This window comes from Streptomyces sp. NPDC008121 (genome assembly GCF_042957155.1).
Taxonomy (GTDB): Bacteria; Actinomycetota; Actinomycetes; order Streptomycetales; family Streptomycetaceae; genus Streptomyces.
The window spans coordinates 699,323-715,110 of the sequence record NZ_JBIBHT010000002.1 but is presented as its reverse complement, the minus strand read 5'-3'; the positions used below and the strand labels follow the sequence as shown (position 1 = coordinate 715,110).

Annotated in this window: 15 protein-coding genes; 1 reads left to right on the top strand and 14 read right to left on the bottom strand. The window is 72.6% G+C overall.

Annotated elements, in window-relative coordinates:
• Window positions 1-56: 56 nt before the first annotated feature.
• Complete coding sequence (locus tag ACFZBD_RS08710) at window positions 57-569, bottom strand: 4'-phosphopantetheinyl transferase superfamily protein (protein WP_391137759.1); 513 nt, start codon at window positions 567-569, stop codon at window positions 57-59.
• A 98-nt stretch (window positions 570-667) separates the two neighbouring features.
• On the opposite strand from ACFZBD_RS08710, the gene ACFZBD_RS08705 reads away from it, so the two are divergent.
• Window positions 668-1,753 (top strand): branched-chain amino acid aminotransferase, encoded by a 1,086-nt coding sequence (locus ACFZBD_RS08705; RefSeq protein WP_391137756.1) that lies wholly within the window; start codon window positions 668-670, stop codon window positions 1,751-1,753.
• 88 nt (window positions 1,754-1,841) lie between these two features.
• Here the strand turns inward: ACFZBD_RS08705 and ACFZBD_RS08700 are convergent, their stop codons facing one another.
• The 13 genes from ACFZBD_RS08700 to ACFZBD_RS08640 all read right to left on the bottom strand — a co-directional run bounded on the left by ACFZBD_RS08700 (window position 1,842) and on the right by ACFZBD_RS08640 (window position 15,372).
• A complete protein-coding gene (locus tag ACFZBD_RS08700) occupies window positions 1,842-3,320 on the bottom strand; it encodes a S8 family serine peptidase (RefSeq protein ID WP_391137753.1) in 1,479 nt (492 codons plus the stop codon).
• A gap of 62 nt (window positions 3,321-3,382) precedes the next feature.
• Entirely contained in the window at window positions 3,383-5,008 is a 1,626-nt protein-coding gene (locus ACFZBD_RS08695; protein WP_391137750.1) for an amino acid adenylation domain-containing protein, read from the bottom strand.
• Window positions 5,005-5,565: an alpha/beta hydrolase gene (locus ACFZBD_RS08690; protein ID WP_391138542.1), complete on the bottom strand. Its 561-nt coding sequence runs from the start codon at window positions 5,563-5,565 to the stop codon at window positions 5,005-5,007. Before ACFZBD_RS08690 ends, ACFZBD_RS08695 begins: the two co-directional genes overlap by 4 nt.
• A gap of 55 nt (window positions 5,566-5,620) precedes the next feature.
• Entirely contained in the window at window positions 5,621-5,902 is a 282-nt protein-coding gene (locus ACFZBD_RS08685) for an acyl carrier protein (protein ID WP_391137747.1), read from the bottom strand.
• Between the two features lie 7 nt (window positions 5,903-5,909).
• Entirely contained in the window at window positions 5,910-7,430 is a 1,521-nt protein-coding gene (locus ACFZBD_RS08680; protein ID WP_391137744.1) for a radical SAM protein, read from the bottom strand.
• 20 nt (window positions 7,431-7,450) lie between these two features.
• Window positions 7,451-7,744: a 4Fe-4S dicluster domain-containing protein gene (locus ACFZBD_RS08675; protein ID WP_391137741.1), complete on the bottom strand. Its 294-nt coding sequence runs from the start codon at window positions 7,742-7,744 to the stop codon at window positions 7,451-7,453.
• A gap of 72 nt (window positions 7,745-7,816) precedes the next feature.
• Window positions 7,817-8,905 carry an aminotransferase class IV gene (locus tag ACFZBD_RS08670; RefSeq protein WP_391137738.1) on the bottom strand — a complete coding sequence of 363 codons (1,089 nt, stop codon included), beginning with the start codon at window positions 8,903-8,905 and terminating at the stop codon, window positions 7,817-7,819.
• Window positions 8,902-10,140: an ATP-grasp domain-containing protein gene (locus ACFZBD_RS08665; protein WP_391137735.1), complete on the bottom strand. Its 1,239-nt coding sequence runs from the start codon at window positions 10,138-10,140 to the stop codon at window positions 8,902-8,904. Before ACFZBD_RS08665 ends, ACFZBD_RS08670 begins: the two co-directional genes overlap by 4 nt.
• Window positions 10,134-11,276 carry a GNAT family N-acetyltransferase gene (locus ACFZBD_RS08660; protein ID WP_391137732.1) on the bottom strand — a complete coding sequence of 381 codons (1,143 nt, stop codon included), beginning with the start codon at window positions 11,274-11,276 and terminating at the stop codon, window positions 10,134-10,136. The genes ACFZBD_RS08665 and ACFZBD_RS08660 overlap by 7 nt, the downstream gene beginning before the upstream one ends.
• Entirely contained in the window at window positions 11,261-12,505 is a 1,245-nt protein-coding gene (locus ACFZBD_RS08655) for an MFS transporter (RefSeq protein WP_391137728.1), read from the bottom strand. Before ACFZBD_RS08655 ends, ACFZBD_RS08660 begins: the two co-directional genes overlap by 16 nt.
• Window positions 12,505-13,080, bottom strand: coding sequence for a bacilysin biosynthesis protein BacA (locus ACFZBD_RS08650; RefSeq protein ID WP_391137725.1), 576 nt, complete (start codon window positions 13,078-13,080; stop codon window positions 12,505-12,507). The genes ACFZBD_RS08655 and ACFZBD_RS08650 overlap by 1 nt, the downstream gene beginning before the upstream one ends.
• The gene (locus ACFZBD_RS08645) at window positions 13,077-14,234 is read right to left on the bottom strand and encodes a branched-chain amino acid aminotransferase (RefSeq protein ID WP_391137722.1); all 1,158 of its coding nucleotides are present in this window, start codon (window positions 14,232-14,234) and stop codon (window positions 13,077-13,079) included. The genes ACFZBD_RS08650 and ACFZBD_RS08645 overlap by 4 nt, the downstream gene beginning before the upstream one ends.
• Window positions 14,224-15,372 (bottom strand): DUF6421 family protein, encoded by a 1,149-nt coding sequence (locus ACFZBD_RS08640; protein ID WP_391137719.1) that lies wholly within the window; start codon window positions 15,370-15,372, stop codon window positions 14,224-14,226. The genes ACFZBD_RS08645 and ACFZBD_RS08640 overlap by 11 nt, the downstream gene beginning before the upstream one ends.
• Between the last annotated feature and the right edge of the window lie 416 nt (window positions 15,373-15,788).

The window sequence follows — 15,788 nt, the reverse complement described above, 5'->3', positions numbered from 1 at the left end:
ATGCATGACCATGCAACCCTGAGTGGGGAGGGGACTCCGGCCCTCCCTCGTCCGGCCTACGGAAGCTCCGGCCCGCGGGGGAGGGGCGGGGCCGCCAGGCCCGCGACGAAGGCGTGCGCCAGGGTCCTGCCGTGGGTGAGGGTGATCAGCCAGGACCGCACCCCCGCCTCCTCGGCCAGGGCGGCCGCCCGCCCCACGAGGCGGACGGAGGGGCGGCCGGAAGCCGCGCGCACCACCTCGATCTCCGTCAGGACCGAACCGCTGAGGCCCACCCCCAGCGCCTTCAGGACGGCCTCCTTCGCCGCGAACCGCACGGCGTAGCGCTCCGCCGGATCCGCGGGCAGCTCGCAGTAGGCGCGCTCCTCCGGAGTGAAGACCCGTACGGCGAACCGCGGTTGGCGGGCGAGCGCGGTGCGGAACTCCTCCACGTCGACCAGATCGGTCCCCACGCACAGCACCGGCCCGCCGACCAGGGCCGCCCCCGCCCCGGCCGCGGCCTCCTCGATCCGCCCGGCCTCCGCGACGGCGCGGTCGCCGCCCGGCCGCGCGAAGCCACTCTCAAGATCCAACTTCTTGCTCCGTAACCTATGGGCGGATAGGGTGCCGAACCGTCACTCCATGATGGAGCACGTACGCTTCCAGAGCGCCGACCGAGAGGGTCCCCGCGATGAGTCTGCGGTTCACGCTTCAGCCCAACCCCGCTCCGCTGAGCCCCGATCGGCGCGCCGAGATCCTGGCGGACCCCAAGTTCGGCCAGTACTTCACCGATCACATGGCCCGAGCGGTGTGGACGGCGGAAGGCGGCTGGGGCGACGCCGCGGTGGTGCCGTTCGCTCCCGTCCCGATGCACCCCGCCGCGGCGGTCCTGCACTACGCGCAGGAGATCTTCGAGGGGATGAAGGCCTACCGGCACCCGGACGGCTCCGTCTGGACGTTCCGCCCGGAGGCCAACGGCGAGCGGTTCATCCGCTCCGCCCGGCGGCTGGCCCTCCCCGAACTCCCCCTCCCCGCCTTCCTCGACTCGGTCCGGGAACTGGTCCGCGCCGACCAGGCGTGGGTGCCGGGCGAGGGCGAACAGAGCCTCTACCTCCGGCCGTTCATGTTCGCCTCGGAGCCCTTCCTCGGCGTGCGGCCCGCCGCCGAGGTGACGTACATGGTCATCGCCTCGCCCGTCGGCTCGTACTTCTCCGGCGGAGTGAAGCCCGTCTCGATCTGGCTGTCCACGGACTACACCCGGGCCGGCCGCGGCGGGACCGGCGCCGCCAAGTGCGGCGGCAACTACGCCGCCAGCCTCGCGCCGATGGTGGAAGCGGCCGAGAACGGCTGCGACCAGGTCTGCTTCCTCGACGCGGCCGAGGGCCGCTACGTCGAGGAACTCGGCGGCATGAACCTGTACTTCGTCACCGACGACGGCCGTCTCGTCACCCCCGAGCTCGGCACCATCCTGGAGGGCGTCACCCGCGCCTCGATCCTCTCCCTCGCGAAGGAGATCGGGCTGGAGGTGGAGGAGCGCCCGGTCGAGATCACCGAATGGCAGGAGGGTGTGCGCAGCGGAAGGATCCGCGAGGTGTTCGCCTGCGGCACCGGAGCCGTGGTGACGCCCGTCGGGCGGCTGGTCTGGAGCGACGGCGAGGCGACCGCGCCGGACACCGGCGCCGAGGACTCCGTCACGATGCGGCTGCGCAGCCGGCTCGTGGACATCCAGTTCGGCCGGGCCGCCGACCCGCACGGCTGGATGCGCCGCCTGATCTGAGGCCCGGGCCCGGACGGGCCTCCTCCGCGCACCGCCTCCCGGCCGGTTCTCCCACGAGAGGCGGGCGCGCGGGCCGGCCGGACCGCCGTCAGCGGCCCGGCGGGCCCGCGGTGAGCAGGCCGAGGCCCACCGCCTCGTTCGGGCTCGCGCCGCCGCAGTCGTCCCCGGTGAGGGAGCGGCCCTCGGTCACCGGGAGGCAGGCGTCCGCCAGGTCCTCCGCCCGCAGCGCCCGGCCCTTGCCGACGCCCCGCTGGACGGCGAGCGCCGCCACCCCCGCCGCGTAGGCGGTCGCGCCCGAGGTGCCGCTGGACACCAGCCAGCCGTCGTCGGGCGCGGTGGAGTCGTAGGCGCTGTTCCGCCGGTCGAAAAGGCACCCCGGCTGGGTCGGGAAGACGATGTAGTCGCCGTGGGGCAGCATGCCGCAGGGCCCGGACAGGTCGGGCACGCTCCGGCCGGGGAAGACCGCGGAGCGGTAGCTGGAGGCGAGGTCGGAGGCGCGGAGCCCGCCGTCCGGCGCCACATGGACGCCGCCGACCGTGAGGGCTCCGGGAGTGGCCACCGACTGGAACATGGCGGTACGCCGGTCCGTGGAGCCGTTCCCGGCGGCGAACAGCACGGTGATGCCGCGCCGGACCGCGGCGGCGACCTCCAGGTGCAGGTGCGGCTCCTCCCGCAGGGTCCCCCAGCTGCACGAGATGACGTCCGGCTCCAGCTGGACGGCCCGCTGGAACGCCGCCAGCGGGAAGGAGAACGCCTCCCCGGCCATCTTGACCATGGTGAGGGAGACGGCGGGGGCGACTGCCAGGAGGAGCGCCGACATGGCCGTGCCGTGGCCCCGCTCGTCCGCCCGGGGGTCGAGCGGCTCCAGCGCCGGGACGACGGAGGTGGTGTAGCCGTGCGCCCGGTGGTGCGGATGGTCGTACAGGCCGGTGTCGACCATCACCACCCGGACGCCCTCGCCGCGGATCCCGGCGGCGTGCAGCCGGTCGGCGCCGGCCAGCCGCGCGGCGTCCCCGGGCAGCCGGAGGTACCGCCCGGGGACCGACGACGGCGGCACGGCGCCCACCGCCCGCCCCGAACCGGCCCGCTCCGAACCGGCCCGCCCGGAGCCGGCCCGCCCCGAACCGCCCGGTTCCGGGCCCGCCACCGCTTCGCCCGCCGTCCCGGGGCCCGCCAGCTCGAAGCCCGCCCGGGGCGCCCGGACCTCCGCGACCAGCTCGGGGCAGGGGCGGGAGCGCAGCGCCCCCGCCGCCTTCAGCTCGTAACGGACCGTCTCCCGGATGTACTTGTTCCGCACCGGCACCACGGGGCTGCCGAAGACCTCCGCGAGCAGGGCGTTGTCGCCGGCCACGGTGAGGCCGACGTCGGTGCGTGCCTCCACGGTCAACCCCTCGCGGAGATACGCGTCGGCCAGCCGGTCGACCGTGCCGGGCTCCGGGAGGAAGTCCTCCACCGGGCGCCGCAGCAGCCGCGCCGGATCGTCGCCCAGCACGGCCCCGGTGGCCGAGCGGGGGACGACGCTCACCGTGCCGCGCCGCTCGAAGCGGGCACGCTCGTCCTCCACCACGCGCGGTCCTCCCTCCACTCGTCCTGCCTCCACTCGTCCTCCCCGCACGCGTCCGCCTCGCCTCACCGGTGCGCGAGCGCGCGCAGTCGGTTCCGGTCGAGCTTGCCGGACGGCGTCAGATGCACGCCCCCCTCGGCCAGGAAGTCGATCCGGGCCGGGAGCATGTAGTCGGGCAGCCGCAGGGCCAGTTCGCGGCGGAGTTCCGCCTCGTCCGGGCCGGACGCGTCCGGCCCGGCCCCGTCCCGCCGGCCGAGGACGAAGAGGGTGATCGCCTTCCCCGTCAGCGGGTGCTCGGCCGGGACCGCGCAGCAGTCCGTCACCCACCCCAGGGCGAGCGTCGCCGCCTCCACCTCGGACAGGTGGACGAGATTGCCGTTGATCTTCAGGGCGTCGTCGCGCCGGCCCAGGAACACCAGGGCCCCGTCCGCCCGGCGGCGGACGTAGTCGCCGGAGCGGTAGTAGCGGCCTCCGGCCGAGTCCGGCGGCACGACGAGAGCCCGCTCGGTGCGTTCCGGCTCGCCGCAGTAGCCGACCATCACCTGCGGGCCGCCGATGAGGAGTTCCCCCGTCTCCCCGTCCGGAACCGGCCGGAGATCGTCGTCGACGACGAGGACGTCGACCGACGGCAGGGGAGTGCCGATCGGCAGGAACTCCTCGTCGTGCCCGCCGGGGTCGTCGGTGAGGAACAGGGTCGCGCTGTGCGTGGTCTCGGTCGGACCGTAGCCGTGTACGTACGTCAGCCCGGGCGCCACGGCGGCGAACGCGCGCAGCACCGACAGGGGACAGGACTCGCCGCCGAACCACAGCCTCCGCAGCGAGGACAGGTCCCGGCGCCCGGCGTCGCTGAAGCGGCCCACCAGCATCCGGATCACCGACGGCACCAGCAGGGTGTCGGTGATCCGCCACTCCTCGCAGGCCCGGGTGATCTGCGTGGGCATGCGCAGCCGGGGCAGCAGATGGACGGTGCCGCCGACCAGGAAGGTCGACCAGAGGTCGACGACCGAGGCGTCGAAGAAGAGCGGCGCCACATTGAGGAAGCGCATGCCGTCCTCGAAGCCGACCACCTCCTGCACGCCTTCGAGCAGCGCGCACAGGGAGCGGTGGCTGATCACGACGCCCTTGGGGGAGCCGGTCGACCCCGAGGTGAAGACGGTGTACGCGTGGTCGTGCGGGCTCCGGCCGGCCGGGTCCGCGGGGCGGAGACCGGTCTCGGCGGCGGGGTCCCACCGCTCGCCCGCGGGCCCGTCCGGCAGGTCCCGGCCGACGGTCACCACGGTGCCGGCGGGCGCGCCGTCGAGCAGGGCGCGGTGGCCGGGGTGGACCAGCGTCACGGCGGGCCCGCACAGGCCGAGCAGCAGCGCGACCCGCGCCGCGGGCAGCGACTCGTCCACCGGGACGTAGCGGGCCCCCAGCCGCAGCGTGGCCCACATGGCCGTCACCGAGGCGACGGACTTGTCCATGAGGAGGGCGACGGTGTCGCCCCGGCCGACGCCGAGCCGGGCGAGGAGGTCGGCGAGCGCCTGGGTCCGTCGCGCCAGGGTGCGGTAGGAGACCTCCTCGCGGGTGGCGAGGTCGACCACGGCCGTGGCGTCGCTGCCGCTCCGGCGTTCCAGGATCTCGTCCGCCAGGCGCAGGCCGCGCCCGTCCCCGCGCCCGCCGTCCCGGCCGTCGCCGCCGTCCCCGTTCATCCGTCCTCCCGCCAGGTCCAAGGGTCCTCCAGCCGTCGCCGGATCGCGTCCAGCAGCTCGGGGAAGGTGTCCATGCGTTGTTCGTACGACCCGAAGTGGCCCATGCCGTCCAGGACGGTGAGCTCGCTGCCGGCCAGTGCGTGCAGCTCCTCGGCGACCGACAGGGGAACCCAGGGGTCGTCCTTGGAGTGGAACTGCGCGATGAAGCGCTGGTTGCGCCGGATCGCGCCCCAGTCCCAGGGCCGGTCGAAGAACCCGCTGCGCCGCTCCAGTTCGAAGCCGCAGTCGGTGTGGTGCCCCGCCACGGCGAAGGTGCCGAGCAGGGGCGCCGTCTCCGCGTACCGGAACGCGGTCAGCGCCCCGGACGAGTGCCCGACGATCACCGTGTTCTCGTCCGGGCGGATCTCCTCGGTGAGGTACGGCAGCCAGTACCGCATGCGGCCCTTGATGGGGTCGGGGAACGTCTCGGCCACCACCCGGTGGCCGAGGGCCTCCAGCTCCCGTCGCAGGTACGGGAACCAGATGCCCTCGACGCTCGCCCCGGCGTTCCCGTGGATCAGGACGATCCGCAGGTCCGCCGGCGAGCGGGTGCCGGACGGCCCCGTGGCGATCTCAGACAGGGGACACCTCGTCGTCGAGGAGCTCCTCCAGGAGCCCGGACAGGGAGCCCAGGGTCGCGAAGTTCTCCACCGTCAGCAGCTCCGGCTCGAGTTCGATGTCGTAGAACGTCTCGAACCCGAGGGTCAGCTCGATCATCTGGGTCGAGTTCAGCGACAGCCCGCCGTTGAAGAGCGGGGTGCCGGAGGTCAGCTCGACCTGCTGGTGCGGGAAGATCTCGGCGATGACCTTGCGCAGGTCGTCCTCGATCTCCGCCTGGGTCTTGCGGCCACTCACCCTCGGTTCAGCTCCTCTCGGGGGCCGCGGTGTTCTCGTCCTGCGTCTTGGGACGGGTCTGCAGGAAGAGCGGGGTCCGCGGGATGTTCTGCTGGTCCTGGTGGAACGGGTTGCGCTTGTTCTTCAGCGAGAGGTACATCGTGCGGCGGGCGCGGGCCTTCTCCTCGTCGGAGTAGAAGAGGAACGCGATGTTCCCCGCGTTCTCCCGGCCGACCTCCGTCAAGGTCAGCTCCTCGTCGGTCTCCACGGCGTAGCCGCCCTCGACCAGCCAGTCGACCTCACGGCGGTACTTCTCGAAGTTGGCGACGTCCTCCTTGCGGACGGTGCCGAAGACCGGGAAGAAGACCATGACGCGGTTCTCGACCTCGTCCTCGCTGCAGATCCGGCCCTGCTCGATCGGCAGGACACCGGCCTCCACGTCACGCATCCACCGCTCGACGTCGGTGTGGTTGCGGTAGCTGCGCTCGCCCATGTAGTTCTCGGCGGCCGGGCCGATGCCCAGGGTGTAGCTGGCGCGGTAACCGTTGCCGCCACAGGCGTGGTTGAGGCCGATCTCGCCCGGGTCGTCGAGATGGGTGAAGAAGTTGATCAGGAGCTGCTTGTCGTAGCCGTAGGCGGCGAGACCGTCCTTGATCTGGCGGTACTGGACCCGCTCGATGCTGCCCGACGGCTTGACGTCGGCGACCTTGCCCGCGCGGATCTGCTGGTCGAGCCGCGTGCCCTCCCACTGGTTGAAGCGGTACGTCTGGACGAAGCTGGGCCGCAGCTCGGCGCAGATGCCTTCCAGGTCCCGCGCGAGGACCTCGTCGTCCTGGCCCGGGAGGTTGTACATCAGGTCCAGGGCGAAGGTGCGGATGCCGGCCTTGCGGATGTTCTCGGCCGTCTGGTGCACCTGCTCGACGGTGGCCTTGATGGTGAGCTTCTTGCGTATCTCCGGGTCGAGCGTCTGCACGCCGAAGGAGATGCGGGTGATGCCCAGTGACTTCAGCATCTCGATGTAGCCGTCCTTGGAGAGGCCCAGCGGGCTGCCCTCCAGGGAGATGCCGTCGACCTCGCTCAGGTCGAACTCGCGGTGCACGGCCTCCAGGATGTCCGCCATGGACTCCTGCTCCAGCGCGGACGGGGTGCCGCCGCCGAACTGGACGTACTTGATCTTCGTGCCGGCGAAGTACTTCGAGCGCGCGTTGCGCTCGATCTCCCGCACCATCGCCTTGACGAAACGCTTCTGCCGCTCGCCCTGGTACTTCGCCGCGGACTCCTTGAAGCACGCGCAGAAGTTGCAGAACGCCTCGCAGAACGGGATGTGGAAGTAGAGCAGGATGTCGGTCTGCTCCGGGTGGGACTGGCGGTCCAGGAAGGAGAAGTACTCCGCCTTCTTCGCCTCGTCGTCGAGGGCGTCCTGGAAGCCGCAGATCTTGGGGTAGAACCAGGTGACGTTGGTGCGCTTCTCGGGGCTCTCGAACTCGTCCTTCAGATAGAAGTTCGAGTCCAGCCCGAGCATGAAGGGGTTCTCGACGGGGGTCGTCATGACCTCGGTTCCCTCTCTGGTCAGGAAGGCTGGACGGAGGGCTGTCCCTTGGGACCCCGGCTCTCGTCGAGCACCGGGTACCGCTCGCACATCTCTCCGTTGATCTCGATCCACCGGAGCTTGTCCTCCGGCAGGTCGACGTCCGCCCAGATGGCCTCGGGCGGGCACTCGGCGACGCACGCGTTGCAGTCGATGCATTCCTCGGGGTTGATGTAGAGCATGTCCGGCCCCTCGTGGAAACAGCTCACGGGGCAGACGTCCACACAGTCCGTGTACTTGCAGCCGATGCATTCGTCGGTGACGACGTACGCCATGTTCTCGGTACCTCCGCGCTCGATGTTCCCGGCGCCCGTGGCGCAGCTCGTGTCACAGGGGGTGTGACGCCCTCACGCGTGGACCGGCGCGACCTCGGTCACCCGGCGCATCCAGCCGAAGCGGTCGACGGCCCCGCCCCGGTGGATGCCGTCGAGGAGGTCGCGGAAGCGCGCGGTCACCGGACCGGCCTCCTCGCCCGCGAACCGGTACTCCTCGCCCTGGTGGCCGAGCGAGGTCACCGGCGCCACCCCGGTCTCGGTCGAGGTGGCGAAGCACTCGGTGACCGTGCCGTCCGCGATGCCCTTGAGCACCTCGGCCAGCTCCACCGGACGCTCGACGACCTTCGTCCCCGCGTCGCGCGCGAGCTTCACGACGGAGTCACGGGTGACCCCCGGCAGCACGGAGCGGTCGAGCAGCGGGGTGGTCAGGACGCCGTCGATCACGAAGAAGGCGTTCGCGCCACCGATCTGCTGGACGAAGCGGCCCTGCGGCCCGTCGAGCCACAGCACCCGGTCGTAGCCGTAGTTGGCGGCGATCTCACCCGGCACCACGCCCGCCGCGAGGGTGCCTGCGGCCTGGACGTCGCCGGTGCCGCCGGGCCAGGCGCGGACATAGCCGTCCACCGTCATCGCCCGTATCGGCCGGCCGGCCGGGCGGGCGGGGTCCGGCACGGCCGCCAGGACGTAGAACAGGCAGTCGTCGGCGGGACCGGCCGTCAGGGACGTCCCGTCGGCGGCGAGCACCGCCCGCAGGTCCAGGGCGGCGCCCGGCCGCTCCGCCAGCCAGCCCCCGTCGAGCTCCAGCAGGGCGCGTACGGAGCTCCACACCCGGTCGAAGTCGACCAGCGGGAGCGCCAGCCTGCGGGCTCCGTTGTTGAGCCGCTTGATGTGGCTGTCGGGGCGGAACACGGCGATCGTCCCGTCCGTCATCCGGTGGGCCCGGAACCCGTCCACGACGACCTGCCCGCCGTGCACGGCGCCGGCCGTGGGCCGCAGGGCCGGGATCCCGTCGCGGTCGCCGACGGTCAGCCCCTGCCAGGTGCGGCGCTTCCCGGTCCGCATGAAGAACGCGTGGTCGGTGAGGCTCGCCCCGCCGGACGCGTCCCCCTCCGGCCGGGGACGGGGTGCGGTCGTCGGTGTGACGACCAGTTCGTTGCTCATGCGCGGACACCTTCCTTGTCCTTGAGGCCGACTCCCTCGATGTCGACCTTCACGTCTTCGAGGACCGCGGCGACGAGGCGCTCGACCCGGTCCAGGTCCCCCTCGAAGTGGATGCGGGCCACCCTGTTGGAGAAGATGTCGTCCGGGTCGAGCACCGCTCCCGGCTCCGCCTCCGGGACGAGGTCCCGGAACTCGGGCGCCCCGGTGAAGGGTTCGAGACCGGAGAGCGTCCCGGCGTACGACCCCGGCCGGTCGGTGGTCACGAAGGCGAGGCCCGCGCTGACCCCGGACACCGGACCGCGCCGGTGGCGCAGGCCGCGGGCGGCGTCGGCCGTGGCGGCGCACAGGTCCACCCCCGGCCCGGCCAGGACCAGTTCGGGGATGTTGTCGCCGGCCAGCCGGGCGCCGACCTCGATCAGCACCGGCCCCCGGTCGCGGTCGATCCGGGTCTCGATGTGGAACGGGCCGACGGACAGCTCGAACGCCGCCACGACGCTCCGGGTGAACTCCGTCAGCGCCTCACCGTGCGGCGAGTGCTCCGGCGCGGTGGCGATGTGCCCCATCTCGAAGAAGCGGGGCGGCTCCGAGAGGAACTTGGTCGTCACACTGGCCAGATGCGGCCCGTCGCCGTCCACCCAGCCGTCGAGGGAGAACTCCGGACCCTCGACGTACTCCTCGACCAGGGCGATCCGCCGCGGGTCGGGATGGAACCTCACCTCGCCTGGCGTGTGCACGGACGCGCGGGCGCGGTCGTACTCCTCCTGGTTCCGGCACAGGCTCACCAGCAGACTCCCGCCGCAGTCGACCGGCTTGACCACCACCGGGAACGGCAGCGGGCAGGGGCCGTCCGCCTCCGGCGGCACCGGCACCGAGCGCGGGAAGGCGATGCCCCGCTCCGCGCACCACCGGCGCATGACGTCCTTCTGCCGCACCGCCTCGGCCGCCTCCGGGCCGAGCGCCGGGAGCCCCAGCTCCCTGGCCAGCTCGGCACTGTGCTGCACCACGTACTCGAAGCCGGCGACGACGCCCGTCGGCCGGGCCCCGGACTCCTCGACGCGGCGCAGCAGACCGGGCAGCCCCTGCCCGGGATGCCAGTCCACGACGGTCGCGCCGGCCGTGACCTCGGGGGGCAGCAGGTCGGGGAACTGGGTGGGGATCAGACACGGGACGCCGGCCCGGACCATCCGTGAGGCGAGACGGACCCCGGCCGACAGGGGCTGGACGACGATCAGCACGGGATGACCTCCGAAGACGCTCCTGCGAGGAACCGCTCGTCGTCCCCGAGGAAGCTCCAGTCGGGTGCGGGGGCGGGCAGGTCCTGATCCGAACGGGCCATCAGCACCGCTCGCCGGGGACGGAGTTCGGCGCCCCGCAGCGACTTCGCCCGGTACGACGTGACGCCCAGGTGGACGGCGTCCAGCCTCCGCTCCATGGCCAGCCGCAGCGGCCCGTACACGGTCGCCTCGAAGTACTCGCCGTGGGTGCCGTGCCCGGCGGCGTAGTCGCAGCCGAACACCCGCATGTACAGGGTCCGGCCGTGGACGATGCCGAGCGCGAACGCGGCCGTCCGGCCGTCCGAGGCGAGCACCTCGGTGATCACCACGTCGTCGCCGGAGCCGATGCTCAGACAGCGGCGGAGGTAGCGGACCGCGCCCTCCTCGTCGAGCTCCTCGCCGTGCCGCGCCTGCACCTGGACCACGAGCGGCGCGTAGGCCTCCAGCGCCGCCGGGTCGGCGGTCACGCTCCGGGAGCGGTAGCCGCCCCCGGCCAGCCGCTTGAGGTCGCGGCGGACCAGGGAACGGCGCGAGGCGGGCAGGGCGGCCACGTGCTCGTCGAAGCTCGCGCCGCGCGGCCGGACCGACGCGCTGGGCGGGCAGGGCGTGGCGACGGTGGCGAAACCGGGCAGCGCGGCCAGCTCACGCGCCTCCCGCTCCGGCAGGTACCACCAGGAGACGTGCCGGGCGCCCTGCTCATCGGCCCGCTCCAGGAGGCGGTCGCACAGCGCGGTCATGAGCCGGCCGCGGTCCGCGTCGGACAGCCCCGGACGCAGCAGCACCCGGTTGTCGTACCCGGTGCGCGACCCCGCGAGGACCTGGACGGCCGGGGCGCCGCCGAGCAGGGTCGCCTCGTTGTAGAGCGGATTGCTGTCGCCCCCGGAGACCGTGTGGAAGGGGACCAGACCGTCCGTCCGTCCGGTCGCCTCGTCCCGCCCCACCAGATAGGCGGTGCGGAAGCCGCGGTCGCCCTCCTGGGAGACCGTCCAGCGCCGCGAGGTGTAGAAGCCGCCCTCGTCGAGCCAGGCCTCCTCGCTCCCCGGGTCGCCGAGCCTCGCCCGCTCCCCGACCGTGACCGCCGTCATCGTCCGGTCCATGCCTCGTCCCGCCTCTCGGTCGTGTAGCTCCCCTTGGCGAGGATCCAGGTGGCGGCGACGCTCAGCACCGCGACCAGGGTGGCCGCCGTCGGGGCGCTGGTGAAGAGCAGCAGCAGGGCGGCGACACCCGCGCCGATGGGGATGGTCCCGAAGGCGAAGGTGCGGTACACGGCGTTGACCCGGCCCAGCATCCCCTCGGGGGACACGATCTGCCGCCGGGTCAGGGAGTGCACGTTGTAGTAAGCGATGGCCGCGCCGTACACGAGCATGCCCGCCATGAAGACCGCCGCGCCCCAGGCGCCCGAGCCGAGCGCCCAGAGGGCGACGAGCAGCGCCGCCTGGGACAGCAGCAGGGCCCACACCCAGGACCGGGCGCCGTCGCCGCCTCCGTACCGGGCGGTGGCCCGGGCGCCGATCACGCTGCCGACGCCCGCCGCGCTGAAGCCGAAGCCGAGGAAGGTGACGGAGTGGTCCGCCTCCTGCACCACGGCGATGAACAGCACGCTCAGCGCGACCTGTTCGGCCAGGTTGAACAGCGCCCCCGCCGCGACCAGACGGCGCAGCGGGTCCGAGGCGGCGACGGCGGTGAAGCCGGCGCGGATGGCCGCGTTCTCGCGGGTGGCCCGGTGCCGGGACGGCTTGCGCCGCATCCGTACGGCCGCGCCGCCGAACAGATAGGAAACGGAGTCCAGCGCGAGCGCCACGGCCGGGCCGAGACCGGAGACGACCAGGCCGCCGACGGCGGGACCGGCGGTCTGCGAGACGGCGTTGACCGCCGCCAACTGGCCGTTGGCGCGGGTCAAATCCTCGGTCTCGACGGTGTCCGGCACATAGGCGAGCAGGGAGGTGTCGAACAGGGCGGTGAAGGCGCCCAGCAGGACGGCGGCCGCGAAGAGCGTGGCGTAGTTCAGCCAGGCCCCGGCGGCCAGCGCCACGATCAGGGCGAGGACGACGGCGCGCGCGAAGTGGGACGCGTACAGCAGCGGGGCACGGTCCCGCAGGTCCGCCAGCCGTCCCGCGAAGGGGGTGACGAGGAGGACCGGCACGAACTGCGCGCCGCTGAGCAGGGCGATCTGCGACGGGGACGCGTCCAGGTCCGCCGCGGCGAGGACGGGCAGGGCCACCAGGGTGAGCTGCGAACCGGCCGAGGAGACGGCCTCGCTCGCCATCAGGGCCCGGAACGCGCCGGGCAGACGCCGACGCGTGGCCGGCGGGGAGGTCTCGGGCATCAGGCCGTTCCGCCCCCGGGGGTCTTGCCCGCGTGCAGCGTGAAGACCATCGGGACGGGGCCGAAGTTCTCGACCACCCGCAGCCCCTCGGCCGCGGCCGCCCGCGCGGTGGTCACGCAGGCGTCGAACTCCCCGGCCGCGCACAGGGCGGCCGCACGGGAGTTGCTGCTCGCCAGGGTGACGGCCCCCCGGTCGGCCACCAGGCAGCTGGGCGCGGGGTGGGAGACGATCGTGGCGAGCGCGGTGTGGCCCGGCCGGCTCGCGAGGACCATGTCGTGCGTGTCCAGGATGAAGCTGTCGACCATCTCCAGGCGGTGCAGGTTGCCGAAGACGAGGTCGTGGAGGCGGGGGTAGACGGCGCAGGCCAGGATGGCCTCGGTGCCGTCGAAGGTCATGGTGTCGAGCCCGTCCTCCACCTCGGAGTGCAGGACGACGGCGCCGGCGAGCCCGCGCTCGGCGAACCAGTGGTGGGCGGCCTTCTCCAGGTTGGTCCCGGTCGGGCCGAGGGTGTGGATTCTGGAGACTCTCGACAGCGTCCGGTCACGGTCGGCCTTGGGTTCCGTACGGGCGTTCATGCGTTCCGTCCCCCGCCCTCGTCTGTGTGTGGGGCATCCGTCGGTATGACGTGTGCGTGCGCGGCTCCGGTTGCTCCGACACGGAGAAGCCAGCCGTGTTTGTCCGGTGTACGCCCGTGCTGGACGTCCAGCAGGGCGGTGCGGAGCCGCCGGGTCACCGGGCCCTCCCGGCCGTCGCCCACGGTCAGGTCCTCGCCGCCGGCCCCTATCCGGCCCACGGCGACGACGACGCCGGCCGTGCCGCAGGCGAACATCTCGGCCAGCCGGCCGGAGCGGACGCCGTCGACGACGTCGTCGATCGCGGTGGGCTCCTGGACGGCCGGCAGACCGAGGTCGCCGGCGAGCGTGAGCAGCGAGTCCCGGGTGAGACCGCGGACGATCGTCCCCTCGCACGGAGGCGTCGTCAGCCGGCTGCCGTCCCCGTCGCGCCAGACGAAGAAGACGTTCATGGTGCTGAGTTCCTCGACCCGGCGGCGGTCGAGGCCGTCGAGCCACAGGACCTCGTCGTACCCCGCGGCCTGGGCCCGCGTCCGGGTGAGGAGGCTCGCGGCGTAGTTGCCCGCGCACTTCGACTCGCCCGTGCCGCCGCGCACGGCGCGCACCGTCTCGGTCGCGGTGGTGACGGCGAGGGGCCGGAAGCCGGACCCGAAGCAGGGATCGGCGGGATAGGCGAGGAAGACGCAGCGGTAGCGTCGCGACGGCCTGAGCCCGAGGTCGGCCTCGGTGGCGAGCAGCAGCGGACGGATGTACAGGCTCTGTCCGTACCCGCCGGGAACCCACTCCTCGGCGGCGGCGACCAGTTGCGCGCAGGCGCGGGTGAAGAGGTCGGCGGGCATCTCGGCCATGGCGAGCCGCTCCGCGGAGCGGGCGAGGCGCCGGCCGTGGTCGTCCGGACGGAACAGCGACACCGATCCGTCCTCGCCGCGGAAGGCCTTCAGCCCCTCGAAGACGGCCTGGCCGTAGTGGAGCCCGAGGGTGGCGGGGTCGAGCGGGAGCGTGGCGTACGGACCGACGGCGGGCGCGGACCAGCCGGTGTCGGCGTCCCACTCCACGACGGCGGTGTGGCCGGTGGAGTGCCGGCAGAAGCCGGGTGCGCGGAGGATGTCCTGGAGGTCGGTCGGCCCGGACGCACCGGACCCGGGTTTATCGGACATGGACTTCGGCACCCCACAGACTGAGCGGTGCCAGCGGACCGCCGTAGCGGTAGGGCTTGGTCTCGGGCCGCCGCAGCAGCGTCTCGTAGAGGAACTCGGTCGCCCGCGTGCGGTAGGCGTCGTCCTCCTCGATCCGCTCGATCTCCTCGATCCGGCCGATGAGTTCGCGGACGCTCTCCACGATCTCGGCCTTGGAGCCCAGCGCGCGCCGGCCCCGGCCGTCGTCGGTGAAGAGTCCGTGCGCGGCCAGCCAGGTGCCGAGGGCGAAGCCCGTGCCGGCATCGAAGTTGCGCAGCGGTTCGGGCTGCGCGGGATAGCGGAAGAGACGTTCCAGCACGATGTACTCGAAGACGACCGGACCGAACGGCACATCCTCCTCGAAGCAGGCGATCGCCGACTTCATGTCGACCTTGAGCTCCTCCAGGAGCCCGGGGCGCCAGGTCGTCTTCAGCGCCAGGTGCTCGTCGAGCGGCCGGGGGCCGGTGTGGTGGAAGTAGTCGTGCATGTACCCCCAGACGCAGCGCGCCTGGTAGACGTCCTCCGGGTCGAGGCCGACGGACACCAGCCGGTCGTCGCCGGCGAACGGTGATCCGGGGCCGCACAGCCGCTCCGTGATGGCCAGGGTCTGGGCGTAGATGTCGACGTGCCGGTTGAAGAAGAACCAGGCGAAGTTCTGGTCGGTGCACGGCGTGGCCGCCGGGATGTTCTCCGGGAAGAAGACCACGCAGTTGCCGTCCCGCAGCCCCTGGGAGGCGGACAGCAGCCGGGTCGACTGGAACACGGCCTTGGGGTGCGGATAGACGGACTGGAGGTACGGCGTGCTGTCGGGATCCTGCCGGACGACCGAGAACGCCTCCAGGTTCACCTCGTGCCGGTCGCTGTTGGGAAGGATGACCGGGCCGACGAAGGCCGCCGCCTCACCGTCCTCGGGCGCGGGCACCGCGTCCCGGGTCGCGTCGAAGTCCGGGACCCCGGCGTAGCCGGACTTCCGCCACGCCGCGAGATCCGCGAGCGTGGCCGATATCTGATGTTCCGTCATGAGGCCGCCGAGGCCCTCGACGGCTCTGCACAGCTCGGCCAGCGCCTCGTCCATGTCCCCGTCCTCCCGGCCGCTCCGCACCTTTCGGATGCGGTCCACGGCGGGGACGACACGACGCTCGAAATCCAGAAGCCTGGCTACGGTACGCGGACCCACTCCACCCCCCACAGCGATGGTCCCAATGCCGGAGCCATGGGCTCCGTTTGTTACGTCCAGGTCAAACCACTGCTGATCAGGGACGCTAACATCCCAACTCCGCCGGGAACAACGGAAGTTCAATCATTGATACAACGCTCGTCGTGACCTGCGCGAACGCCCGACCGCCCCCGGCCGGTGGCCGGCGAGGGGCGGTCGGTACGTCACACCAGGTCTCACGTCAGGCGGTGCGAAAGGGTTCACCCCGTCCGCGGAGAAGGGGCGGGCGATGCCGCCGGACCTCGATGCGGCGGGGCGGACGGGACGGCCGGGACACGGCCGGGGTTGGCCGGTCGACGACGTCGCGTCGACGCTCGCGA